We start from the raw sequence: 24,605 nt of genomic DNA, 5'->3' as shown, positions 1-24,605 counted from the left end.
CAGATTTATGGTCGGCATCCAGTGTGCGTAAGCCAATTCTCTCTGTCTAGCAATAAATGGTATTATGTTGGGGTTTATGTCGTCCAGGAATCGATATGCCGCAGATTAGCCGTTCCGCGCTGGTGCCATTCAGCGCTCAGCAGATGTACCAGTTGGTCAATGATGTGACTGCCTACCCGGACTTCTTGCCGGGCTGCGTCGGTAGCCGCATTCTGGAGAGTACACCGCAGAGCATGACCGCCTCGGTGGATGTCTGTAAGGCGGGCATCAGTAAAACCTTCACTACCTGCAATACCCTGGCCGACAATCGCAACATCCAGATGCGTCTGGTGGAAGGGCCCTTCCGCCGCCTGATGGGGGAGTGGCATTTTACCCCGTTGAGCGAGGAGGCCTGTAAGGTCGAATTGCATCTGGAATTTGAGTTTACCAACAAGTTGGTCGAACTGGCTTTCGGCAAGGTGTTTAAGGAGTTGGCTGGCAGCATGGTGCAGGCGTTTACCTTGCGGGCCAAAGAGGTTTACCGTGTCTGAGATGACTATCGAGGTGGTGTACGCACTGCCGGAAAAACAGTATTTACAGCGTTTGACGTTGCCGCAGGGCAGTTGTGTCGAGCAGGCTATCGAGCGTTCCGGGTTGTTGAACCTGCGGAGCGAGATCGATCTGAACAAGAACAAGGTAGGCATCTTTAGCCGCCCGGTAAAGCTCAACGATCCGTTGCATGACGGCGATCGGGTGGAGATTTACCGTCCGTTGATCGCCGATCCGCGCGAGCTGCGCCGTCAGCGCGCCGAACGCGCCAACAAGAAGTAATCCGGCGCGTTCGCGTCCACTAGCGCGTAAAAAAGGCGCCATCGGCGCCTTTCTCGAGAGCAGTGCAGATAACGATCAGTCGTTGTCTGCATCCGGTAGTTTTTTGGTGTTGTCGATGTTGGTCAACACACCGTTGCCGTTGAAGCTCAGGGTCAAGGTCTGTTGGCTAATGCCCTCATGGCTCGGCTCTTGGCGGAAGACGTAGTACCAGGTGCTACTGCCGAACGGATCCTGCAACAGCGGCGTGCCCAGGGTGTAGGCGACCTGCTGCTGCGTCATGCCACGGTGGATTTTGGCAACATCGGCTGCCGTCAGATAGTTGCCCTGGTTGATGTCGGGGCGATACACCACTTTTTCCACGGTGGAACAACCGGCGGTTAGCATTACCAGAACCACGGCGGCGGCAGTCAGCATTTTACAACGCATAGTTCATTCATTCCTTTTGGACACGAAGCCAGGGTAGCTGCGGCGCAACCCTGCATCTCGCTGCAGGATTCTCTGGGCGTCGAGATTACCACGCCGACGGGAGTGTAGGCAACGGCACGGCGGGTTGGTTCCCTGATTCTACGCCATCCCCTTGCCGACGAGGGCTCCCTTTGCCGGCGCGGATTAGGCCGCCAGTAGCTCGCGCGCGTTAGCCAGGGTGTTGCGGGTAACCGCGCTGCCGCCCAGCAGTCGCGCCAATTCTTGCAAGCGCGCTTTCTTGTTCAACGGTTGCATGCGCGTCTCCGTCTCTGCGCCGTCGGTTTCCTTGCTGACGTAGTAGTGCTGATGCCCGCAGCCCGCCACCTGAGGTAGGTGGGTGACGCACATCACCTGGGTCGACTCGCCGAGCTGGCGCAGTAGACGGCCGACGATAGCGGCGGTCGGGCCGCTGATCCCCACGTCGACTTCATCGAAGATCAGCGCCGGGGTATCCATCTTCTGCGCGGTGATCACCTGGATAGCCAACGCGATGCGCGACAGTTCGCCGCCGGAAGCCACCTTGCCCAGCGGTTGCAGCGGTTGGCCCGGGTTGGTGGTGACGCGAAACTCGATGCGATCGGCTCCCTCGGCGCTTAGGGCATCCGGGGTAAAAGTGACATCAATGGCGAAACGGCCATGGGGCATCGACAGCTCCTGCATGCGGGCGCTGATCTGACTGCACAGTTCTTGAGCGTAGGCGTTGCGTTGCTGGTGCAGGGATTGCGCCAGGCTGAGGGCCTGCTGGTGATAGTGGCGTACGTTCTCCTCCAGCAATGCCTCGTCATCCTGTTGACGATCCAGCGCCTGCTGCTCGTCCAGCAACTGTTGGTGCAGGTGTGGCAAAGTTTCCGGCGCCACCTGATGCTTACGCGCCAGGGCGATCTGGCGCGACAGACGTTGCTCCAGCTGTTGCAGGCGGGCGGGATCCATCTCGATGCCGTCGCCATAGTGGCGCAGTTCGTTACTCGCCTCATCGATCTGGATGGCGGCTTCCTCCAGCATCTCCAGCAGCGGGGTGAAGCGTGCGTCGTAGCTGACGAGTTCGTTCAGGCTGTGGCGGGCGCTATGTAACAAGCTCAAGGCGTTACCCTCCTCGCCGTCGGCGAGCGCCGCCAGGATCTGCTGGCTCAGGCTCAGCAATTGGCCGCTGTTGGCCTGGCGTTTGTATTCCTCGTCGATCTGTTCGAATTCGCCGGGTAGTGGGGCAAATTCGTTTAGTTCTTTCAACTGGTATTGCAACAGCTCGCGGCGCGCCTCACGCTCGCTGACCTGGCGTCGGTGGTCAGCCAGTAGCCGTACGCTATGGTGCCACTGGCGGTAGGCCGCGCGCATCTCTTGCAGTAAGGCATGTTGTTGAGCGTAGGCGTCCAACAGATGGCGTTGATGTTCAGGTTTGAGCAGTAGCTGATGGGCGTGCTGACCGTGGATCTGGATCAGCAACTGGCCGAGATCGCGCAGTTGGGAGAGGGGCACCGCAGTACCGTTGATAAAGCCACGTGAGCGGCCATCGGCGCTGATCACTCGGCGTAGCAGGCATTCGTTGCTGTCGTCCAGTTGATTCTCCTCTAACCAGGTTCGTGCCGAGGGAGCATCCGCTAATGAGAAGCGGGCGCAAATGTCGGCTCTGGGCATATTCATCCGCACCATGGCGGCCTCGCTGCGTCCGCCGAGGCAGAGGGTGAGGGCGTCGATGGCGATGGATTTACCGGCGCCAGTTTCCCCGGTAATTGCGGTCATCCCGCGCTGGAAGTCGATTTCCAGTTCACGCACGATGGCAAAGTTGGAGACGGTGAGCTGCGTCAGCATGGCTATTCCCCTGTACGGAATCACACTACTGTATTTAATACCAGTATAAACTGGTTTTTTATCCAGTAAAGTGAGCGACGCAAATTTTTGTTTGCCGCGCGTGATGTGGCGCGGCAATGGAGTCAAAATAGCTTTTTCGACCAGCCGAGTTTGCTGCTCAGCGTATTGAAGTAGCTGTAATTCTTAGGATGGATTAGGTTGAGGTGGTATTGGCTGCGTTGGATGAGCACCTCTTCGCCGTGCTGGATCGGCAGGGCGATCTGGCTGTCGCAGCTGATCTCCAACTCACTGCTAAAGTGGGAGAAGCGTAGGTGGATCTTACTGTCGCTATCGATCACCAGTGGGCGTGCCGAGAGAGTGTGGGGGAACATCGGCACCAAGGCGATGGCATCCAGGGTCGGAGCCAGGATCGGCCCGCCGGCGGAGAGTGAGTAAGCGGTGGAGCCGGTCGGGGTGGAGATGATCAGCCCATCGGAGCGTTGCGAAAAGGCGAAAGTGTCGTTGATGTAGACCTCGAACTCGATCATGTGTGCCACTTTGCCGGGGTGCAGAACCACCTCGTTGATGGCGGTGCTGCGCCGGTGCATCTGTTGTTCGCGGCATACTTGGACTTCCAGTAGGAAGCGGCGCTCGTGGTTGTATTCCCCCTCCAGCACACTAGAAAGTTGTTGCTTGGCGTTGTCCGGATCGAGATCGGTGAGGAAACCCAGGTTGCCGCGGTTGACGCCGATGACGTTGATGTCGTAGCGCGCCAGGATGCGCGCCGCCCCCAGCATGTTGCCGTCGCCACCGACCACCACCGCCAGATCGGCCTGCTGGCCGATGTCGGCCAGGGTGCCAGTTTGTGCATTCTGTAGCTTTAAATCGCGGGCGATCTGCTGCTCCACGATCACCGAGTAGCCTTTTCCCACCAGCCAGTGAAATAGCATCTCATGGGTGGCCAGCGCGGCGGGGTGGCGCGGATGTCCGACTAGCCCGATGGATTCAAAGCGTTTGTTCATGTTCCGGTTTTCCTGGTGCAGACGACAGAATGACGCCCATTATGCCTGGCTATCTTGAATCGCCAACTTTCATCCCCATAATAAGCCAAGTAGCGAGATAAATGCCAAAAACCGCGGAGAATTCCATGAGCAGTGAACAACAAAACATGACGCAAGAGCCGGCTAACGCAGAACAGGTGGACAATGCAGAGCTTCAGGCTGAGACTCAGGCTTGCGAGGCTGAGCCGGATGCGCGTGATGCCCGCATCGCCGAGCTGGAAGCTCAGCTGAAAGCCATGGGTGATAAGGAACGCGACATCATGCTGCGCGCCCGCGCCGAGATGGACAATATCCGTCGCCGCGCCGAGCAGGACGTGGAGAAGGCGCACAAGTTCGCCCTGGAGAAGTTCTCCAGTGAACTACTGCCGGTGATCGATAACTTAGAGCGCGCGTTAGACGTGGCCGACAAGTCCAATAGTGAGCTGGTATCGATGATCGAAGGCGTGGAGCTGACCCTGAAGTCCCTGCTGGACGTGGTGCGTAAGTTCGGTGTTGAGCAGGTGGCCGAGGTCAACGTACCGTTTAACCCGGAAATCCACCAAGCGATGACCATGCTGCCGTCGGAGGAGCATGCGCCGAATCAGGTGATGATGGTGATGCAGAAAGGCTACACGCTGAATGGCCGTCTGATCCGCCCGGCCATGGTTGCCGTCTCCAAGGGCTAAGCCCCGCCGGTCCCGCCCAGTGCGCGGGGCCACTGCATGAGTTAACCAGCCTCTTAGGCTGGTTTTTTTATGCCTGCGCTTCGTCTGCCTGTGGCAACTGCGGTTGCCAATCGATAGGCGCCAGCCCCTGTGCCTGGAGTAGGCGGTTGGTGGCGGAGAAGTGACCGCAACCGAGAAAGCCGCGATGAGCCGATAGCGGGGAGGGATGTGGTGCCTTCAGGATATGATGGCGTTGGCTGTCGATGATGCGCCCCTTTTTCTGCGCATGGGCCCCCCACAACAGGAAGACGATGCCCTCGCGTTGGCTATTCAGCGCCGCTACGACACGGTCGGTAAATTGCTCCCAGCCGAGATGGGCGTGGGAGTGTGCTTGACCACGCTCGACGGTCAGCACGGTGTTGAGCAGCAACACCCCTTGATCCGCCCAGCTCTTCAGGTAACCGTGCTGCGGGATAGTGAAGCCAGGGATGTCGTTCTGGAGCTCTTTATACATGTTTTGCAACGAGGGCGGCGTCGCGACACCGGGGCGAACCGAAAACGACAGGCCATGCGCCTGGTTCGGGCCATGGTAGGGGTCTTGCCCGAGGATCACTACCTTGACGTGGTTAAACTCGGTGAAACGGAAAGCGTTAAACACATCCTGTTGCGGTGGGTAAATGGTCTTACCATTTTTCCGCTCGGCGGCGACAAAGGCCAAGGTGTCGCGGAAATAGGGTTGCTCTTTTTCGGCACCGATTACGTCATGCCAGGTGAGTGACGGGATCATCTGCGCTTCCTTTGTCGTTTATTCATAGCTTATCAATTTGTTACTACGCTCTTCCGCCGTATGGGTTGCCAGCATGCGGCATGGCGCGGCGCTAGGGTTAGCTTACCTTGTCGCTGCGAACAGGGAAACCGCCGCGGCCCCCCTTTCTCGCTTCTCTCTGATCCGTGCGCGCCGGTATCGTGTCAATCCGGTGAAAAACCTTACTCTTTTTTAATGAGCGCAATTTTCTCTAAATTGATGTAAAACATAAATTTGCCTCAGTGGTAAAAATGACAGACCCAATAAAATTGATTTAGATCAAAGAATGCGACTGTTTTAACTGGTATATAACACATCAAGACAACATTGGTTTTACCAAATGGCCCGCGGTTGGCCGTAACCATGACCGAATTCGTGGATTTTTGCTCTATCTCAATTGGAGGCAACACATGATTAAAGGTATCCAGATCACCAAAGCTGACAACGCCGATCTGCTGAACTCATTCTGGCTGTTGGACACGGAAAAGGGCGAAGCCCGTTGCCTGTGTGCCAAGGCAGGTTACGCGGACGATCAGATCGTCGCGCAAAGCGAGCTGGGCAACTTCGAATACCGTGAAGTTGAACTGGACGTTGCACCGACCGTGCGTGTCGAAGGTGGTCAGCACTTGAACGTGAACGTGCTGCGTCGCGAAACGTTGGAAGATGCCGTTAAGCATCCGGAGAAGTATCCGCAGCTGACTATCCGTGTATCCGGTTATGCTGTACGTTTCAACTCGCTGACTCCGGAACAGCAGCGCGACGTTATCGCTCGTACCTTTACCGAAAGCCTGTAAGGGGGGCGGCGTGAGCCGCGCGATGGGACGTCTCGAATCGAGGAGCCGAAGGGCTCCTCGATTTTTTTTTCCGATCGCCAAACCCGCTAACGGGCGTTGGTTGCTGATTGTATGCGTCGCTGCGCCAGAGGGCGCCGGTGATCATCTGGGGGAGGCGTTGCATCGACGTTTTCCCCAGCGGTGTTATCCGTGTCCGCGCTCGCTGACGGCGGCGTGAGCCACGGTGAGCCGTGAGATGAAACAAGGAGCCGAAGGGCTCCTTGTTTCATTAGACACGCGCTTGGGGCGCCGGGGAGGGGGCGATTATTCGCCGCGCGGCTCGCCGCCGTCTGTCGCCGGCCGGTGGTTAGCACTGGGTTGACGGCGCTTACCCACATTCTTACTGTCGCGATGGCGTACTTTGGTCTTGCCCTTTTTCTTCTGCTCATCGAGCTTTTTCTGGGCGCGCTTGGCCTGTACTTTTTTCGACGGCTTGCCCTTGTTCTTCAGGCTAGGCGCCTTAGTCTCGGGGCGTAACTCATCGACGACACGCGATTTCAGCGGCTCTTGTAGGTAGCGGCTCACCTTGCCGAGCAGCAACTGGTCGTGCGCCTCGATCAGGGAGATGGCTGTACCCTTGCGTCCGGCGCGCGCGGTACGGCCGATGCGGTGCAGATAGACATCGGCGCTGCGCGGCATATCGAAGTTGAACACGTGGCTGATGTCAGGAATGTCCAGGCCGCGCGCGGCTACATCGGTAGCGACCAGCACCTTGACGCGCCCGTCTACCATGCGTTTGATGGCTTCGTTACGCTTGGCCTGTACCAACTCCCCCTCCAGGAAACAGGCTTGAATGCCGGCTTGATGCAGCCAAGTGACCAGCTCATGGACCCGCTCGCGTTTGCGTACGAAGATCACCGACTTGGTAACGTCTGGCTGGCGCAGCAGATGGCACAGCAGAGCGGTCTTATGCTTCAGGCTATCGGCACGGTAGTACCACTGTTGGATCTTCTTGCGCTCGCGGCGCGGCGGTTCGGCGCTAACGTCGACCGGATCGTCGAGCAGACGGTCGGCGAAGTCGTGCACCGCGTCCGACTCGAGAGTGGCGGAGAACAGCAGAGTCTGTTTGCGCCAACGGGTCTCGGCGGCGACGGTCTCGATGTCGCTGGCGAAGCCCATGTCGAGCATGCGATCGGCCTCATCCAGGATCAGGGTCTCTACCGAGCGGCAATCGAAGTTCTCTTCTTTAATATATTGCAGCAGACGGCCGGGGGTGGCGACCACCAGATCTTGGTTGGTGCTAAAAATCTCGGCATGGTTAATGTAAGAGACGCCACCGGTGATGGTGGTGATGTCCAGCGTGGTATGACGCGCGAGCTCCCGGGCCTGATCGGCCACCTGCATGGCCAGTTCGCGCGTCGGCGTTAAGATCAGGATACGCGGCGGGCCGGATTTCTTACGTGGGAAGTCGAGCAGGTGCTGTAATGCGGGCAGCAGGAAGGCGGCGGTCTTGCCGGTCCCCGTCGGCGCAGAACCCAAAACGTCCCTCCCGTCCATGGCGGGTGGGATGGCGGCGATCTGGATGGCGGTAGGGCGCTCATAGCCTTTATCGCGCAGGGCGTCGAGCAGGCGCTCGTCGAGTTCGAGTTCGGAAAAATTGGTTGCTGTCATGGTCTACCTCTGCTTGGGGCGCAGATTATAGACGGGTTGGCGGCGATCTTCACCCATTAAAGCACGCGGCGCGTGCGCATCGTCATTGGCCGTTAGGCGAATACCCCGTTCGCAGCCCGTGTAGGCTAGGGTTGCGGTCATTTCCTTTTTATAGCCGGGCAGGTATGGTATGCCGGTGATCGAACTCGTTCCAAGGAGCCTGCTGTGCCGTGTCTGACGTCAGCCGACCAACCCCTGCCGCGTAATGGATTTACCCTGAAACGTTTCTTTGTCGCCCACGATCGCTGTGAAATGAAAGTGGGTACCGACAGCATTTTACTCGGAGCCTGGTTACCGCTGACGGGCGACGAGCGCCATATCTTGGATATTGGCAGTGGCAGTGGGGTTTTAGCCCTGATGATGGCCCAGCGCAGCATGGCGCAGATCGATGGGGTGGAGATCGAGCCACTGGCGGCGGGGCAAGGGGCGGAGAATTTCCTGGCTTCTCCCTGGCCACATCGGCTGACGATGCACCCGCTTTCCCTGCAAGCGTTCGCGGCTGCCAGTCGGCAGCGTTACGATCTGATCGTCAGTAATCCGCCTTACTTTTCTCCCGGCGTCGCCTGCCGCACCGCCGCCCGCGCGACGGCGCGCTATACCGATTCTCTCGATCATCAGACGCTATTGCAGCAGGCCGCGGCTTTGAGTTCGGCGCAGGGGCGACTGGCGTTGGTGCTGCCGAGTGATGCCGCCGAAGCCGTGATCCGCTATGGTCAGGCTTGTGGTTGGTATCTGCTACGCCATACGGCGGTACGTGATCGGGCGGAGAAACCGGTACGCCGTGCTTTGCTGTTGCTGGGGCGTACTCCGGGCCCCTTTCAGTCAGATACACTGGTTATACGTGATAATACCAGTGAATACTCCTGTATTTTTCGCTCGCTCACGAAAGATTTTTACCTTTTCTTCTAGTGCTGTTGCTTTAGTTAGCACGTTATTCCAATATGCCCCTTAGGGCAGCGATGATCCTGCCTGCTATCTCACCCGGTGGGTGGGATAGTGCAGGGATTCAGGGCGTGATCCCCGACGCACCTCTGCTGGATAGCAAGACACCTGAATTTACCTTTGGACAGACAGCGTTTCGATGCGGTACCCCCGTGCGTTTCTGCGGCGTATGCGGCGGGTAAAAGAGATAAGAGGGCAGAATATGCAACAACGTTTATCTATGGCGGATACATTAGGATTAGGGTTGATGACCTTTGCCTTCTTCCTGGGTGCCGGCAATATCATTTTTCCCCCATTAGAAGGCCAGATGGCCGGTGAGAACGTGCTGTACGCCATGAGCGGCTTCCTGTTGACCGCTGTTGGCCTACCGCTGGTTTCCATCATCGCCGTCGCCAGCGCCGGCGGTGGCTTGCCGGCGATGACCCGCGACTTGCCGCGAGGCACTGGCACCTTCGCCGCGGTGCTTCTGTTTATCATTATTGGCCCAGCCTTTGCAGCACCGCGTACCGGTCTGGTGGCCTTTGAGATGGCGATCAAACCGCTGCTCGGTAGCCAAGGCGAAAGCGCGTTCCAACTGGCGGGAGTGCCGTTGGATGGCGTGCAGATGGGCGTGACGGCGTTGTTCTTCCTGGTAACGCTGGCCTTGGCTTGGAGCCGTGGTAAGCTGATCGACAGCGTTGGTAAGCTGTTGACACCGATGCTATTCCTGTTGTTGGTGGTGTTGGCCTTGGGCGTGCTGTTCCGCCCGCAGGGTGAGATCGCCGCCCCGGTCGAAGCCTATCAGACGATGGCGTTTAGCAAAGGCTTTATCGGTGGTTACAACACAATGGACACCTTTGCCGCGTTGATGTTCGGCATGTTGCTGGTCGACGTGCTGCGTGGCAAGGGCGTGACCTCACCGCGTGCCTGCTTCCGTTATCTGAGCATCGCCGGGGTGATCGCCGCTATCGGTCTGGCCTTTGTTTACGTCTCCCTGTTCTGGTTGGGGGCTACCTCGTCCACTATCGCCGCCGGGGCGAGTAATGGCGGGGTAGTGCTGGCAGCCTATGTTCAGGCGCTGTTTGGTCAACCAGGACAGTGGATTTTGTCACTGGTGGTGCTGTTGGCCTGTTTGACCACTGCGGTTGGCCTGGTGAGCGCCTGCTCCGATTATTTCTCGACGTTGACGCGTTTGAGCTATCGCCAGTGGGTGGTGCTGTTGAGCCTCATCTGTGCGGTGGTGGCCAACGTTGGTCTGAGTCGCCTGATCGCGCTGTCGGTACCCGTATTGATGGCACTCTATCCGCTGGCGATCGCCTTGGTGGTGTTGACCTTCGTTCGCCGTTGGTTGCGTAATCCGGTGTTGGGGTATCGCTTGGTGATGTTGGTGGCGCTGTTGTGCAGCTTGATGGATGGTGCCCGTGCCGCCGGTGCCGAGAGCGGCTGGTTGGGTGAGCTGCTGGCCTGGCAGATGCGTACGATGCCGTTGGCTGCCGATGGTATGGCTTGGGTACTGCCTTCTGCGCTCGCGTTGTTGGTGGCGTTGATGCTACCGGGCGCGCGTGATGCGGGTGCGCCGCAGGCTGCGTAAAAATTACGCGCTAATCTTCATGGCTAGGCCGGGCGTCCAGATGGACGCCCGGTTTTTTTCTGCTCGTTATTCACACCACAGTCTGATTTTTGGCGATGCGTCTGTCAGAGTGCAGCCGAATGAGAAAAATCGTGTTAGCCTATGGCCGGTATTGGCTATGGAGCCTCGGGGCGAGACGCTGTGGCCAGACTGCCTGCATGGAAAAAGAATGGGCGGGGAACTTTTGGGTGCGTATGGACTCTAACTAAATGCTTGCTCAAGTTTTTTGACGACTGGCGATCTATTTCATACGTGGAGACAGTTTTGGGGAGACATTACCTCGGATGAGCGAGCAGTTAACGGATCAGGTATTGGTCGAACGCGTCCAGAAGGGGGACAAGAAGGCGTTTAACCTGCTGGTAGCGCGCTACCAGAATAAGGTGGCGAGTCTGGTATCCCGTTACGTTCCATCGGGCGATGTGCCGGATGTGGCGCAGGAGTCGTTCATCAAAGCCTATCGCGCGCTGGATTCCTTCCGCGGTGATAGCGCGTTTTATACCTGGCTCTATCGTATCGCCGTCAATACGGCGAAGAATTATTTGGTTGCTCAGGGGCGTCGCCCGCCGTCCAGCGATGTGGATGCTGGTGAGGCGGAAAATTTTGACGGTGCCAGTGCGCTGAAAGAAATTTCGAACCCTGAGAACTTAATGTTGTCAGATGAGCTAAGGCAGATCGTTTTTCGCACCATTGAGTCATTGCCAGAGGACTTACGCATGGCAATCACGCTCAGGGAGCTGGATGGACTGAGCTATGAAGAGATAGCCGCCATCATGGATTGTCCGGTGGGTACAGTGCGTTCACGCATTTTCCGGGCGAGGGAAGCGATCGACAGTAAAGTTCAGCCGCTGATTCAGCGTTAGTCATGCGGTCACAGCAAAGGGTATAAGGCATGCAGAAAGAAAAACTTTCGGCTCTCATGGATGGCGAATTGCTGGATAGCGAGCTGATTGCTTCGCTGGTCAAGGATCCCGAGTTGCAGCAGACTTGGCAGCGCTATCACCTGGTTCGTGACACGCTGCGTGGCGACGTAGGCGAGACGGTACAGATCGATATCACCGATCGCATCGCCGCCGCGTTGGACGCGGAGCCGGTGCGTCTGGTTCCCAATGCAATCCCTGAATCTCAACCCCAACCCGCCCAATGGCAACGCATGCCTTTCTGGCATAAAGTGCGCCCGTGGGTCGGTCAGCTCTCACAGATGGGTATCGCCGCCGGCGTTTCGTTGGCGGTTTTGCTCGGGGTGCAGCACTACAATGCACCGCAGGAGGGGGTAGCCGAGCCGGAGTCGCCGGTATTCAACACTCTGCCGTTAGGTGGTCAGGCATCGCCGGTTAGCTTCGGTGTGCCGAACGAGGGCAATAACGCCCAGCAGCAGATCCAGCAGCAGCGTAAGCGCATTAATGCTATCTTACAGGATTACGAGTTGCAGCGTCGTCTTCACGCCGAGCAGTTGCAGGCCGAGGATAACAATGCACAAGCATCGATTCAGGTGCCCGGTACGCTGTCATTAGGAACCCAACAGCAGTAATGAAGCAATTTTGGTTTGCCCTGACTCTGTTGACCGGCAGCCTGTTCATCTCCTCCTCAGCCCTGGCCCAGGATACTGCGCCGGGGCTGCTGTTGCAGCAGATGAACCAGGCCAGCCGTTCACTCGATTATGAACTGGCCTTCATCAATATCACTAAGCAGGGCGTAGAGTCGTTGCGCTATCGCCATGCGTTGGAAAATCAGCAGCCGCTGGCGCAACTGTTGCAGATGGATGGTCCGCGTCGCGAGGTGGTGCTGCGTGGCAATGAGGTCAGCTACTTCGAGCCCGGTCTTGAGCCGTTCACCCTCAATGGCGATCACATCGTTGACGCCTTGCCGTCGGTGATTTTCGCCGATGTGAAACAACTCGCGCCTTACTATAACTTCATCTCCGTGGGCCGCACCCGAGTGGCCGATCGCCCCTGCGAAGTGATCCGCGTGGTGGCGCGCGATGGCATGCGCTTCAGTTATATCGTGTGGATCGATGAGGACTCCAAGCTGCCGCTGCGGGTCGATCTGTTGGATCGTGACGGTGAAACCCTGGAGCAGTTCCGCGTCATTGCCTTCGATATCGGCCAGCAGGTCGCCGATGAGATGCGCAGCTTCTCGCGCCTGACGCTGCCGCCGCTGTTGCGTCTGCCGCCGAACGACAGCGTCAGCTTTAACTGGCGTGCCGCTTGGCTGCCGGACGGTTTCAAAGAGATCTCACGTAGCCGGCGGACCTTGCCTTCGTTGGCCGAGCCGGTCGAATCTCGCCTCTATAGTGATGGTCTGTTCAGTTTCTCGGTCAATGTCAGTCCTGCCCGTGACGGTAGCAGTGATAACCAATACCTGCGCCAGGGGCGGCGAACCATCCATACCGAGGTGCGTAACAACGTCGAAATCAGCATCGTCGGTGAGTTGCCGCCGATGACGGCCAAGCGGGTGGCTAGTGCCGTCCGCTTCACGCGGTGATGCGCACATGATGCGGGAATGGGCGACGGTGATCCGTTGGCAGCATGGCGAGGCGCTATTGCAGTGTGAGGCGCATGCTGGCTGCAACGGTTGCCGAGCACGTCAGGGATGCGGCACGGCAGCCTTGGCCGAGCTGGGGCCGCAGACGCGCCATCAGCTACGCCTGGCAGTGTCACAACCCCTGCAAGTTGGGCAACGAGTCGAGATTGGCCTGCGGGAAGCGAGCGTGCTGCGATCGGCGCTGGTGGTCTATCTCACCCCATTGGTTGGCTTGCTGGGCGGTGCCGTCATGGGGCAGTTGTGGCTGGGATCGGATGGCGCCAGCGCGTTGGCTGCCCTATTGGGCGCTGTGGCGGGTTTTGTGCTGGCGCGTCGTCAAGCGCGCCGCATGGCGCGGGGCGTCGACTATCAACCGGTGCTGCTACAAGTCGCCTTGCCGTCCAGCCAGTTGCGCAGCGTAACGGATCCATCCACGCGCGAGTGAAGAGCGCTAGGTTTTGACCGAGGGGCTGTGTAAAATGCAGCGATTCGGCGCCTGGCGCCACAAACCCAAAATCATCGCTTTGAGCCCGTCCGCGTGTCCTTAGGCGAGTAATTCAGAAATCATCAGGCAAATATATTAATAATGAAGAACATACGTAATTTCTCCATTATCGCGCACATTGACCACGGTAAGTCGACGCTGTCTGACCGTATCATCCAACTTTGCGGCGGTTTGTCCGACCGCGAAATGGAGGCTCAGGTGTTGGACTCCATGGATCTGGAGCGCGAGCGCGGCATCACCATCAAGGCGCAGAGCGTCACGCTTGACTATAAAGCGCAGGATGGTCAGGTGTATCAGTTGAACTTTATCGACACGCCGGGGCACGTGGACTTCTCTTATGAGGTCTCTCGCTCGCTGGCCGCCTGTGAAGGGGCGCTGCTGGTGGTGGATGCCGGACAAGGGGTCGAGGCGCAGACGCTGGCCAACTGCTATACCGCCATCGAAATGGACCTTGAGGTGGTGCCGGTACTGAACAAGATTGACCTACCTGCTGCCGATCCGGATCGGGTCTCTCAGGAGATCGAAGATATCGTCGGCATCGATGCCACCGATGCGGTACGCTGCTCGGCGAAGACGGGCGTGGGCGTGGGGGACGTATTAGAGCGGTTGGTACGCGACATTCCGCCGCCGGAAGGCGACCCGGAAGCGCCGTTGCAGGCGCTGATCATCGACTCTTGGTTCGACAACTACCTGGGCGTGGTATCACTGATCCGTATCAAGAACGGTAGCCTGCGTAAGGGCGATAAGATCAAAGTGATGACCACCGGGCAGACCTATAACGCCGATCGCCTGGGGATCTTCACCCCGAAACAGCTCGACCGCGACGTATTGAACTGCGGCGAGGTCGGTTGGCTGGTGTGTGCCATCAAGGACATTCACGGTGCTCCGGTGGGCGATACCTTGACCCTGGCGCGCAATCCCGCCGATGCGGCGTTGCCGGGCTTCAAGAAGGTAAAACCGCAGGTTTATGCCGGCCTGTTCCCGGTGAGCTCCGATGACTACGATGCTTTCCGCGACGCGTTGGGCAAGTTGAGCCTGAACGATGCCTCCCTGTTCTATGAACCGGAGACCTCCACGGCGTTGGGCTTCGGTTTCCGCTGCGGCTTCCTTGGCTTGCTGCACATGGAGATCATCCAGGAGCGTTTGGAGCGTGAGTACGATCTGGATCTGATCACCACTGCGCCGACAGTGGTGTATGAGGTGGAGACTACCCGTAAAGAGGTGATCTACGTCGATAGCCCCTCAAAACTCCCGGCGGTGAACAACATTCAAGAGTTGCGCGAGCCGATCGCCGAGTGTCACATGCTATTGCCGCAGGAGTTTCTGGGTAACGTGATCACCCTGTGTGTCGAGAAGCGTGGTGTGCAGACCAACATGGTCTACCACGGTAATCAGGTGGCGCTGACCTATGATATTCCGATGGCCGAAGTGGTGTTGGACTTCTTCGACCGTCTGAAGTCCACCTCGCGCGGTTACGCCTCGCTGGATTATAGCTTCAAGCGCTTCCAGGCCTCCGACATGGTGCGGGTCGACGTGATGGTGAACGGTGAGCGGGTGGATGCCTTGGCGCTGATCACCCACCGAGCGAACTCGCATACCCGTGGTCGTGAGCTGGTGGAGAAAATGAAAGAGCTGATCCCGCGTCAGCAGTTCGACATCGCCATCCAGGCGGCGATCGGCACCCAGATTATCGCCCGCTCGACCGTGAAACAGCTGCGTAAGAACGTCTTGGCCAAGTGTTACGGCGGCGACGTTAGCCGTAAGAAGAAATTGCTGCAAAAACAGAAAGAAGGTAAGAAACGCATGAAGCAGATCGGTAACGTCGAGCTGCCGCAGGAAGCGTTCCTGGCCATTCTGCACGTCGGCAAGGATTAACAGCGACACAACGGGCGCGGTCGATTCCGCGCCCGTTGTGTTTCTGCCTGCTTGAGCAATGTTAGGTATTGATTGTAAGGAGTGATGGACATGGCAAATATGTTTGCCTTGATCCTGGTTATCGCCACACTGGTAACCGGTATCGTGTGGTGTATCGACCGTTTCAAACTGGCACCGGCGCGGCGCGCCAAGTTGGCGGCGATCAATAGCCAGACCGCACAGGGGCTGGATGCGGAAAATGCCCGTCTGGCGACCAAGGCGCCGGGCTGGATCGAAACCTGCGTCTCGGTGTTCCCGGTGTTGGCGCTGGTGTTGGTGATCCGTTCCTTTATTTATGAACCCTTTCAGATCCCCTCGGGATCGATGATGCCGACCTTGCTGATCGGCGATTTCATCCTGGTGGAGAAATTCGCTTACGGTCTGAAGGACCCGGTAACACAGACGACGCTGATCCCGACGGGTCATCCCAAGCGCGGTGATATCGTGGTGTTTAAGTATCCGCTCGATCCGCGTCTGGATTACATCAAGCGCGCCATCGGCCTACCGGGTGACAAGGTGGTGTACGATCCCTATAGCAAGGAGTTGACGGTCTACCCATCTTGTCAACAGGGCGAGAAGTGTGAGCGCCTACTGCCGATCACCTATAGCCCGTTGCGCCCGAGTGAGTGGGTGCAGACCTTTAACCAGATGAGCAGCAACGAGCCGAGCAGCGGTTTTTATCAGTATCCGATCGATGCAAGCGTGCCGAACGGTTATCGCATGGATCAGCGTCAGGAGACGCTGGGCACGGTGACCCACAGTATCCTGACCGTACCGCAGGCGCAGGACATGGTTTCCCGTTACTACCGTCAACCGGGTCAGCCGCTGGGGACTTGGATCGTCCCACCGGGTCACTACTTCATGATGGGCGATAACCGCGACAATAGCGCGGATAGCCGTTACTGGGGGTTTGTGCCAGAGAAGAACCTGGTCGGCAAGGCGACGGCCATCTGGATGAGCTTCAAGAAGCAGGAAGGTCAGTGGCCGACCGGCGTACGCTTGGAGCGGATCGGGGGAATTCATTAAATAACCCCCCTATTTACGCAGCATTCTCCCTTCAGTCGTTGTAGAATATTCCGCGTGACATGTTTGGCCCCCCTTAAGGGGGCCACTGCAAACGAAACAGCTTTGGATTGGCTAATGGCAAGGCAGGCCTGTTCCGTATGCTGCGGTTTTTGACGCATTCTGAATTTATTGGTATCTCATGAACCCCATCGTAATTAACCGGCTGCAACGCAAGCTGGGCTACACTTTTAGACAACAGGATCTGCTGATGCAGGCGCTGACTCACCGCAGCGCTAGCAGCAAACATAATGAACGGCTTGAGTTTTTGGGCGACTCGATTCTGAGTTTCGTCATCGCCAACGCCCTGTATCACCGCTTCCCGCGTGTGGATGAGGGCGACATGAGTCGCATGCGCGCCACGCTGGTGCGCGGCAATACCTTGGCGGAGATGGCGCGCGAGTTCGATCTGGGCGAGTGTCTGCGCCTGGGGCCGGGCGAGCTAAAGAGTGGCGGTTTCCGCCGCGAGTCGATCCTGGCGGATACGGTTGAGGCGCTGATCGGCGGCATCTTCCTCGATAGCGACATCCAGACCATTGAACGCCTGATCCTCGCCTGGTATCACTCCCGTTTGGAGGAGATCAGCCCGGGAGACAAGCAGAAAGATCCCAAGACGCGCTTACAGGAGTTCTTGCAGGGGCGTCACCTGCCGCTGCCTTCCTACCTGGTAGTGCAGGTGCGCGGCGAGGCGCATGATCAGGAATTTACTATTCACTGCCAGGTCAGCGGGCTGTCCGCGCCGGTAGTCGGCGTCGGCTCCAGCCGGCGTAAGGCCGAGCAGGCCGCCGCCGAGCAGGCGTTAAAACAGTTGGAGCTTGAATGAGCGAAGAAAAAAACTACTGCGGCTTCATTGCCATCGTTGGCCGTCCTAATGTCGGTAAGTCAACGCTGTTGAACCAGTTGTTGGGGCAAAAGATCTCCATCACCTCGCGTAAGCCGCAGACCACCCGTCACCGCATCATGGGCATCCACACGGAGGGGGCCTACCAGGCTATCTATGTGGATACGCCGGGGCTGCACATCGAGGAGAAGCGGGCGATCAACCGTCTGATGAACCGTGCGGCCAGCAGCTCTATCGGCGATGTCGAGCTGGTGATCTTCGTTGTTGAGGGCACTCATTGGACGCCGGATGACGAGATGGTGCTCAATAAGCTGCGCGATCTGAAGTGTCCGGTGATTCTGGCAATCAACAAGGTAGATAACGTGGCCGATAAGACCGCGTTGTTACCGCATATTCAGTTCCTCAGTCAGCAGATGAACTTCTTGGATGTTGTGCCGATCTCGGCGGAGAAGGGGACCAATGTCGATGCCATCGCGCGCATCGTGCGTCAGCACCTGCCGCAGGCGGAACATCACTTTCCGGAAGAGTATATTACCGATCGTTCCCAGCGCTTTATGGCCTCGGAGATCATCCGTGAGAAGCTGATGCGTTTCCTCGGCGAGGAGTTGCCCTATTCGGTTACCGTGGAGATCGAACGCTTCGCGACCAACGAGCGTGGCGGTTACGACATTCACGGCCTGATCCTGGTCGAACGCGACGGTCAGAAGAAAATGGTGATCGGCAATAAGGGTAGCAAGATTAAAACCATCGGCATCGAAGCCCGCCAGGATATGGAGGCCATGTTCGACGCTAAGGTGCATCTTGAACTGTGGGTGAAGGTGAAATCCGGCTGGGCGGACGACGAGCGTGCGCTGCGCAGCCTGGGTTACGTCGACGATCTGTAAGTCTCATCATGATAGACGGCTGGCAACGCGCCTTCGTGCTGCACGCACGGCCCTACAGTGAAACCAGCTTGATGCTGGACACCTTCACCGAGGGGCAGGGGCGGGTGCGGCTGTTGGCTAAGGGCGCGCGCAGCCGGCGTTCCCAACTGAAAGGGGCGTTGCAACCCTTTACTCCCTTGTTGATGCGCTGGGGGGGAAAGGGGGAAGTGAAGACCCTGCGCAGCGCCGAGGCGGTTTCGCTGGCGCTGCCACTCAGCGGCATCACCCTCTACAGCGGGTTGTATGTCAACGAACTGCTGGCGCGGGTGCTGGAGCAGGAGACCTGCTACAGCGCCCTGTTCTTCGATTACCTGCATTGCATCCAACAACTGGCCGGGCATAATGGTTCACCGGAGCCGGTGTTGCGCCGTTTCGAGTTGGCGCTATTGGCCCAGTTGGGCTATGGCATCGACTTCCTGCACTGCGCTGGCAGTGGCGAGCCGGTGGTCGATAGCATGACCTACCGCTACCGTGAAGAGAAGGGCTTTATCGCTAGCCTGGTGGTGGATCAGCAAAGCTTTACCGGGCGTGATCTTAAGGCGCTCGCCAGTCGCGAATTCCCCAATGTCGCTACCCTGCGTGCCGCTAAGCGCTTTACTCGTCTGGCGCTGAAGCCCTATCTGGGCGGTAAGCCGTTAAAGAGCCGTGAGCTGTTCCGCCAATTCGTGCCGCGCCGTCCGCCGGTCATGCCATCGACCTGAATCGAGCACACTGTCCCCCTGTTTGCCTGCCGGCTGTCCCACGCGCCGCGGACTCGTCGAGGGTAGACTAGTCAGATACCCTGCCGCCGCTTGTCTGCCGTCGGTGGGCGGGTAATATGGTGTCTGATAACCGGGTTATCCCGACCGATCATCCTTGAGGAGCTGTCATGGCCGATATTCTGCTGGGCGTTAACATTGATCACATCGCTACGCTGCGCAATGCGCGCGGGACACACTACCCCGATCCGTTACAAGCGGCTTTCGTTGCCGAGCAGGCCGGCGCCGATGGCATCACTGTCCATCTGCGAGAGGATCGGCGCCATATCACCGATCGTGACGTGCGTCTGCTGCGTCAGACCATCCAGACACGCATGAACCTGGAGATGGCGGTGACCGATGAGATGCTCGACATCGCCTGTGAGCTGCGTCCGCACTTTTGTTGCCTGGTACCAGAGAAACGCCAGGAGGTGACCACCGAAGGGGGGCTCGATGTCGCCGGTCAACGTGACAAGATGACGGCGGCGGTCGCGCGCTTGAGCGCGGCGGGGATTCAGGTTTCGCTGTTTATCGATCCCGATGAACGCCAAATCGAGGCGGCGGTCGCCGTTGGCGCACCGTATATTGAGATCCACACCGGTGCCTATGCCGATGCCGCGAATGAGCTGGCCCAGGCGGCGGAGTTGACGCGCATCGCCGTGGCGGCACGTTTCGCCGCCGAACGCGGACTGAAGGTTAACGCCGGTCACGGCCTGACTTACCACAATGTCCAGGCGATCGCCGCCCTGCCGGAGATGCATGAGCTGAACATCGGCCACAGCATCATCGGTCGTGCGGTGTTCGCTGGATTGAGCACAGCGGTCAGTGACATGAAACAGCTGTTGCTGGAGGCGCGTCGCTGATGGCGTTACGGGGACTGGGCACCGACATCGTCGAGATCGCCCGTATCGCGGCGGTGGTGGAGCGCAGCGGCGACCAACTGGCGCGGCGTATTCTCGCGCCGGCGGAATGGCAACAGTACCAGACGCATGCGCAGCGTGTACGCTATTTGGCCAAACGCTTCGCCGTTAAAGAGGCGGCGGCGAAGGCCTTGGGCACCGGGATCCGTCAGGGACTGGCCTTCGCCCAGTTTGAGGTGGTCAACGATACGTTAGGCAAGCCGGGGCTGGTACTGCATGGACGGGCCGCCGAACTGGCGGCCGAGATGGGTATCAGTACGCTGCATGTCTCGCTGGCCGATGAGCGTCGCTATGCCTGCGCCACGGTGATCGCCGAAGGGGCGTAGCCCTGCCGTTCAATCCGAGCGCCACCTGTGGCGGCGCTCGGTCTCAGCGTGATGTTTCTTTGGCTCCGCTTGCCGTCGGGGTGCCGGTGCTCAGATAAGGCTGGGCGGTCCGGATGACATTATCGATCTCATCCAGCAACTCTAACCACTCCGGCTCCAGATCGCTGGCCGCGACGCCATCGCGCAGTTGTTGCTCCAGGTAGTGGCACAGCCGCCGCAGGCGAGGCACTCCGCTGTAACTACTGCTGCCGTGTAGCTTGTGGATTAGGGCACACAGTTCACCCTCTGTCGTCTCCGCCTCGCCCGCCAGTTGGCGTTCGATGCGCTCATGCACCTGCGGCAGAAACGCGATCAGCATTTGCAGCATGTCGCGAGCCAGATCGGCTTTATTCGCCGCCTGGCGCAGCGCCAACGGCCAGTCGAAGGAGAGGTCGCTTACCGTCGGTGCGGGCGCACTCGTTGGGGTAGCGGGTTGCTCCTCTGCGCTGTAGCGAGTGAGCAGTTGGCGCAGACGGTTCTCGTCGATCGGTTTCGCCAGATAGTCATCCATCCCAGCGCGGAGTAAACGCTCACGTTCGCCATTTAACGCATGTGCGGTGACGGCGATGATCGGCGTATGGGTATGGAGCGGTTGTTGGCGTAGCCGCTCAGTGGTGCGAATGCCGTCCATCTCCGGCATTTGGATATCCATCAGGATGATGTCCACGTGACGGTCGCGCGCGGTGAGCAGCGCCTCCTCCCCACTGTGGCACAGCAGCGTATGTTGCACCTGTTCGTCAAGTAGAGCCCCGATCAACTTCAGGTTGGCCGGATTGTCATCCACCGCCATGACCGTTAGGGGGAGTCGGGCACCCTGCGTCGAGACCACTTGCGGCGAGCGTGGCGGCAGGGCGTTATCCAGTAGCGCGGGCAGCAGGCGGCTACTGGAGAGCGGTTTGAACAGGCAGCGACGGATGCCGCGCGCCTTCAGGGTGTCGCTGTCGTGCAGCGTATGGCTGGGTAACGCCAGGATCACCCGGTCGGCCAGACGCAGCGCACGGTTCAACTTTTCTTGCATGTGCTCCGAGCCAAGGGGGGTCTGGACCGCTAGACCGAACAGCAGGATGTCGTAGTGGCTGTCTGGGATCACCTGGGCAAACTGGGGACAGTAGGTGACCTCCAGTGGCGTGGCTTTCAATATGTCGAGGGTACACTGCGCGGCAACGGGGTTACTTTCGATATACAGCAGCGTTTGACCGCTGAGCCGTTCCAGCGGCAGCGAGGCTGGCGGCGCGTTATGATTGAGCTCCAGGCTGATGTGGAACCAGAAGGTCGACCCCTTGTGCGGTTGACTGTGGAAGGCGATATCACCGCCCATCTCGTTGATCAGTTTCTGGGTGATCACCAGTCCCAGGCCGGTACCGCCATGGCGGCGGGTGATGCTGGCATCCGCTTGACGGAAGGCTTGGAACAGCTGCGACTGTTGGCGCTCGGAGATCCCGATGCCCGTATCATGCACCTGCACCTCCAGCTCCACGGTTTGGGCGCTTAGGCTGCGTTGTTCGATACGGATGTCGATATTACCCTTCTCGGTAAATTTGATCGCGTTGCCTAGCAGGTTAGTTAGTACTTGCTGTAGGCGCATCGGGTCGCCCAAGACATGCTCCGGCACGTCATTACGAACGTTCAGCGTTAGCTCCAGCCCCTTGTCGTGGGCGCTGGGGGCCAATAAGGTCGCCACCTCGTCGATGGTCTCGCGCAACATGAAGGGGATATGCTCCAGCACCAGTTTGCCCGCCTCCAGTTTGGAAAAGTCCAGTACGTCGTTGATGATACTGAGCAGGTTGTTTGCCGAACGTTCAATGGTATGCAGGTAATCTATCTGGGTTGCGCTGAGAGGGGTCTTCAGCACCTGGCGGGTAAAGCCGATCACCCCGTTGAGTGGGGTGCGCAGTTCATGAGACATGTTCGCCAAGAATTCGGACTTGATGCGCGCCGCTTCTTGGGCGCGTTTTTTGGCCAGATCCAGTTCGACATTCTGGATCTCCATCTGCTCAAGGGTTTCGCGCAGATCAGAGGTGGCCTGGTCGATATTCTGCTGCATCTCCTCATGATAGGCGGTAAGCGACATGGCCATCGAGTTAATGCCGTTTTTCAGCATGTCCAACTCGCCCAGCATATGCCCCTCGACACGGCTGTCGAGCTGGCCACGCCGGATGCGGTCGACGGTGTTGACCATGTTACGGATCGGCCCGGTGACATCGCGCATCAGACGGTAAGAGAACAACAGCGCGATGCACATGCTGATCAGTAGCAGCAGGGTGGCGATGAACACCTCTTTGTATTGTTGTAACCGCACCGAGCGTAGATCTAACTCGATGGCGATGTAGCCCAGCGAGCTGTCGGCACCGTTAGGCGTTTGGGCCTGGTTGCGCTCCGAGATGATCGGGGTGCGCAGGATTAACGCATCACCATGCTTGCTGAGCATCAGATCCGTTGGCGGTGGGCTATTCTCTGGTAGTTGCAACGGTGCATAGTTATGGTGGTAGTTTGAGGTGACAAACAGTCGGTTCTGGCCGTCGAAGACGGCGATGGCGCGCACGATGTCGGAGTGGCGACGATGCAACAGGCCGATTAACTGACGAACTGCCTCGCGGTTGCGCGCGGTCATCCCATATTCGCTAGCGACGGCCAGTGGTTCGATGATACTGGCACCGGCATCGACCAGTTGATCCTGGAGTTCGTTATAGCGGTGCACGACGAAGAAGGTGCTGAGCAGCAACCCGATCAGTAGCGTCGGGGCTAGCGTCAGGATCATCATGCGCGCCCGCAGGCTATATTTGGTCATGGCGTTCCGATGTGGGAGAATTGGCGGTCAACACAGATTCGGTTAAGCCCTAGCTTAACCCACCGCACAGATAAGCAATCGACATGGCTCAATTTTACACACCGGGGCGCCGTACCGCGACCCGTAAAACCCTGATTGTGACCGCCGACGATCTGGATGCCTTCGGTCAAGGGGTGGCGCGCGATCAGGGCAAGACGCTGTTTATTAACGGTCTGCTACCCGGAGAACAGGCCGAGGTGATCCTGACGGAGGATAAGCGCCAGTTTGCCCGCGGGCACGTTAAGCGGCTGCTCAGCCAGAGCCCACAGCGGGTAGCTGCACGCTGCCCGCACACCGGCGTCTGCGGCGGATGTCAGCAGCAACATGCGTCGATCGCGCTACAACAGCAGAGCAAATCGCAGATGTTGCAGCGCCTGATGGCGCGTGAGGCGGGAGTCAGCATCACGCCGTCGGCGTTGATCGCCGCGGAGCCCTATGGTTACCGGCGGCGCGCCCGTTTCGGCTTGCAATTTGACGCCAAGCGCCAGCGGGTCGTATTGGGTTTCCGCCAAGCGGCGTCTAACGCATTGGTGGCGCTACGCGCCTGTCCGGTGTTAGCCCCGCCGTTGGAGGCGCTGTTGTTGCCGTTGGGTGACTGTCTATCGGCGTTACGCGCCCGTCGTCGCCTTGGACACCTAGAGCTGGTGTTGGCGGATAATGGGCCGCTAATGGTGTTGCGCCATCTCGATCCGCTGCACGCCGCGGATCAGGCGGCGCTGCTGGCGTTCGCTCGGCAGCACGGTTTGGCGCTCTATCTGAGCGACGGTCAGGGAGCGCCGCACCGCCTGCTCGGTGAGGCCCCCTATTATCAGGTGGCGGGGATGCGCCTGGAATTCGATCCACAGGATTTCATCCAGGTTAACGCTCAGGTCAATCAGCAGATGGTCACCCGCGCTCTCGATTGGCTTGCTGTGCGTGCCGACGAGTGCGTGTTAGATCTCTTCTGTGGCATGGGGAACTTCACATTGCCGCTGGCACGACAGGCCCGATGGGTGGTGGGCGTCGAGGGAGTACCCGAGTTGGTGGCGCGTGCGCAGAATAATGCACGTCACAATGGACTGAGTAATGTAGAATTCTTCCATCAGAATCTGGAAGAGGATGTGACGCGTCAGCCTTGGGCGGCGCAGGGATTCGATAAAGTCCTGCTCGATCCGGCGCGCGCAGGAGCCCCCGGTGTGATGCAGCATATCGTTCATTTGGCCCCGCGTCGGGTGGTGTATGTCTCCTGTAACCCGGCCACACTGGCGCGGGATAGCCGGGTGTTGTTACAGGGAGGCTATCAGCTGACACGATTGTGCCTGTTGGATATGTTTCCCCATACGGGGCATTTGGAGTCGATGGCGCTGTTTGAGTCTACGGCGCAGTAGACAGTGGATTAGCGGTTAGG

The 24,605-nt window shown here is 58.6% G+C and carries 24 protein-coding genes; 18 read left to right on the top strand and 6 right to left on the bottom strand.

What is annotated here, in order from left to right; all coding sequences use genetic code 11:
- The first annotated feature begins 95 nt into the window (after positions 1-95).
- Positions 96-530, top strand: a complete 435-nt coding sequence (locus EHO01S_RS09905) for a type II toxin-antitoxin system RatA family toxin (protein WP_024523807.1) — start codon at positions 96-98, stop codon at positions 528-530.
- A gap of 1 nt (position 531) precedes the next feature.
- Positions 532-810, top strand: a complete 279-nt coding sequence (locus EHO01S_RS09900) for an RnfH family protein (RefSeq protein WP_035370435.1) — start codon at positions 532-534, stop codon at positions 808-810.
- 75 nt (positions 811-885) lie between these two features.
- Here the strand turns inward: EHO01S_RS09900 and bamE are convergent, their stop codons facing one another.
- The 3 genes from bamE to nadK form a co-directional block, all read right to left on the bottom strand.
- A complete protein-coding gene (bamE, locus tag EHO01S_RS09895) occupies positions 886-1,236 on the bottom strand; it encodes an outer membrane protein assembly factor BamE (RefSeq protein WP_024523805.1) in 351 nt (116 codons plus the stop codon).
- A 183-nt stretch (positions 1,237-1,419) separates the two neighbouring features.
- Positions 1,420-3,081 (bottom strand): DNA repair protein RecN, encoded by a 1,662-nt coding sequence (gene recN, locus EHO01S_RS09890; RefSeq protein ID WP_024523804.1) that lies wholly within the window; start codon positions 3,079-3,081, stop codon positions 1,420-1,422.
- A 122-nt stretch (positions 3,082-3,203) separates the two neighbouring features.
- Positions 3,204-4,082 carry an NAD(+) kinase gene (nadK, locus tag EHO01S_RS09885; RefSeq protein ID WP_024523803.1) on the bottom strand — a complete coding sequence of 293 codons (879 nt, stop codon included), beginning with the start codon at positions 4,080-4,082 and terminating at the stop codon, positions 3,204-3,206.
- A gap of 125 nt (positions 4,083-4,207) precedes the next feature.
- On the opposite strand from nadK, the gene grpE reads away from it, so the two are divergent.
- Positions 4,208-4,786, top strand: coding sequence for a nucleotide exchange factor GrpE (grpE, locus tag EHO01S_RS09880; RefSeq protein ID WP_024523802.1), 579 nt, complete (start codon positions 4,208-4,210; stop codon positions 4,784-4,786).
- A 67-nt stretch (positions 4,787-4,853) separates the two neighbouring features.
- On the opposite strand, the gene ung is transcribed toward grpE, so the two are convergent.
- Positions 4,854-5,552: a uracil-DNA glycosylase gene (gene ung / locus EHO01S_RS09875; RefSeq protein WP_024523801.1), complete on the bottom strand. Its 699-nt coding sequence runs from the start codon at positions 5,550-5,552 to the stop codon at positions 4,854-4,856.
- 428 nt (positions 5,553-5,980) lie between these two features.
- Between ung and grcA the strand changes: the two genes are divergently transcribed.
- The gene (gene grcA, locus EHO01S_RS09870) at positions 5,981-6,364 is read left to right on the top strand and encodes an autonomous glycyl radical cofactor GrcA (protein ID WP_024523800.1); all 384 of its coding nucleotides are present in this window, start codon (positions 5,981-5,983) and stop codon (positions 6,362-6,364) included.
- Positions 6,365-6,667: 303 nt separating this feature from the next.
- Here the strand turns inward: grcA and srmB are convergent, their stop codons facing one another.
- Complete coding sequence (srmB, locus tag EHO01S_RS09865) at positions 6,668-8,014, bottom strand: ATP-dependent RNA helicase SrmB (protein WP_024523799.1); 1,347 nt, start codon at positions 8,012-8,014, stop codon at positions 6,668-6,670.
- A 291-nt stretch (positions 8,015-8,305) separates the two neighbouring features.
- Here srmB and EHO01S_RS09860 point away from each other — a divergent pair, with 291 nt between their 5' ends.
- The 13 genes from EHO01S_RS09860 to acpS all read left to right on the top strand — a co-directional run bounded on the left by EHO01S_RS09860 (position 8,306) and on the right by acpS (position 20,352).
- Positions 8,306-8,962: a tRNA1(Val) (adenine(37)-N6)-methyltransferase gene (locus EHO01S_RS09860; RefSeq protein ID WP_232238283.1), complete on the top strand. Its 657-nt coding sequence runs from the start codon at positions 8,306-8,308 to the stop codon at positions 8,960-8,962.
- A 235-nt stretch (positions 8,963-9,197) separates the two neighbouring features.
- A complete protein-coding gene (gene brnQ, locus EHO01S_RS09855) occupies positions 9,198-10,565 on the top strand; it encodes a branched-chain amino acid transport system II carrier protein (protein ID WP_024523797.1) in 1,368 nt (455 codons plus the stop codon).
- 323 nt (positions 10,566-10,888) lie between these two features.
- A complete protein-coding gene (rpoE, locus tag EHO01S_RS09845) occupies positions 10,889-11,464 on the top strand; it encodes an RNA polymerase sigma factor RpoE (protein WP_024523795.1) in 576 nt (191 codons plus the stop codon).
- Between the two features lie 29 nt (positions 11,465-11,493).
- Entirely contained in the window at positions 11,494-12,132 is a 639-nt protein-coding gene (rseA, locus tag EHO01S_RS09840) for an anti-sigma-E factor RseA (protein ID WP_024523794.1), read from the top strand.
- Entirely contained in the window at positions 12,132-13,085 is a 954-nt protein-coding gene (rseB, locus tag EHO01S_RS09835; RefSeq protein ID WP_024523793.1) for a sigma-E factor regulatory protein RseB, read from the top strand. The genes rseA and rseB overlap by 1 nt, the downstream gene beginning before the upstream one ends.
- Before the next feature lie 7 nt (positions 13,086-13,092).
- Complete coding sequence (gene rseC / locus EHO01S_RS09830) at positions 13,093-13,569, top strand: SoxR-reducing system protein RseC (protein ID WP_024523792.1); 477 nt, start codon at positions 13,093-13,095, stop codon at positions 13,567-13,569.
- Positions 13,570-13,710: 141 nt separating this feature from the next.
- The gene (gene lepA / locus EHO01S_RS09825; RefSeq protein WP_024523791.1) at positions 13,711-15,504 is read left to right on the top strand and encodes a translation elongation factor 4; all 1,794 of its coding nucleotides are present in this window, start codon (positions 13,711-13,713) and stop codon (positions 15,502-15,504) included.
- Positions 15,505-15,594: 90 nt separating this feature from the next.
- A complete protein-coding gene (gene lepB, locus EHO01S_RS09820) occupies positions 15,595-16,569 on the top strand; it encodes a signal peptidase I (RefSeq protein ID WP_024523790.1) in 975 nt (324 codons plus the stop codon).
- A gap of 178 nt (positions 16,570-16,747) precedes the next feature.
- Positions 16,748-17,428, top strand: a complete 681-nt coding sequence (gene rnc / locus EHO01S_RS09815) for a ribonuclease III (RefSeq protein WP_005295156.1) — start codon at positions 16,748-16,750, stop codon at positions 17,426-17,428.
- Positions 17,425-18,330 (top strand): GTPase Era, encoded by a 906-nt coding sequence (gene era, locus EHO01S_RS09810; protein ID WP_024523789.1) that lies wholly within the window; start codon positions 17,425-17,427, stop codon positions 18,328-18,330. The genes rnc and era overlap by 4 nt, the downstream gene beginning before the upstream one ends.
- A gap of 11 nt (positions 18,331-18,341) precedes the next feature.
- Positions 18,342-19,070 carry a DNA repair protein RecO gene (recO, locus tag EHO01S_RS09805; RefSeq protein WP_024523788.1) on the top strand — a complete coding sequence of 243 codons (729 nt, stop codon included), beginning with the start codon at positions 18,342-18,344 and terminating at the stop codon, positions 19,068-19,070.
- Between the two features lie 167 nt (positions 19,071-19,237).
- Positions 19,238-19,969, top strand: coding sequence for a pyridoxine 5'-phosphate synthase (gene pdxJ, locus EHO01S_RS09800; protein ID WP_024523787.1), 732 nt, complete (start codon positions 19,238-19,240; stop codon positions 19,967-19,969).
- A complete protein-coding gene (gene acpS / locus EHO01S_RS09795) occupies positions 19,969-20,352 on the top strand; it encodes a holo-ACP synthase (RefSeq protein ID WP_024523786.1) in 384 nt (127 codons plus the stop codon). Before pdxJ ends, acpS begins: the two co-directional genes overlap by 1 nt.
- Before the next feature lie 43 nt (positions 20,353-20,395).
- Here the strand turns inward: acpS and barA are convergent, their stop codons facing one another.
- A complete protein-coding gene (gene barA, locus EHO01S_RS09790) occupies positions 20,396-23,179 on the bottom strand; it encodes a two-component sensor histidine kinase BarA (RefSeq protein WP_024523785.1) in 2,784 nt (927 codons plus the stop codon).
- A gap of 83 nt (positions 23,180-23,262) precedes the next feature.
- Here barA and rlmD point away from each other — a divergent pair, with 83 nt between their 5' ends.
- The gene (gene rlmD / locus EHO01S_RS09785) at positions 23,263-24,585 is read left to right on the top strand and encodes a 23S rRNA (uracil(1939)-C(5))-methyltransferase RlmD (RefSeq protein ID WP_024523784.1); all 1,323 of its coding nucleotides are present in this window, start codon (positions 23,263-23,265) and stop codon (positions 24,583-24,585) included.
- The last annotated feature ends 20 nt before the right edge of the window (positions 24,586-24,605 follow it).

The organism is Edwardsiella hoshinae NBRC 105699 = ATCC 33379, from assembly GCF_000474215.1.
In the GTDB taxonomy this organism is placed as follows: Bacteria; Pseudomonadota; Gammaproteobacteria; order Enterobacterales; family Enterobacteriaceae; genus Edwardsiella; species Edwardsiella hoshinae.
This window is presented reverse-complemented; position numbering and strand designations above follow the sequence as displayed.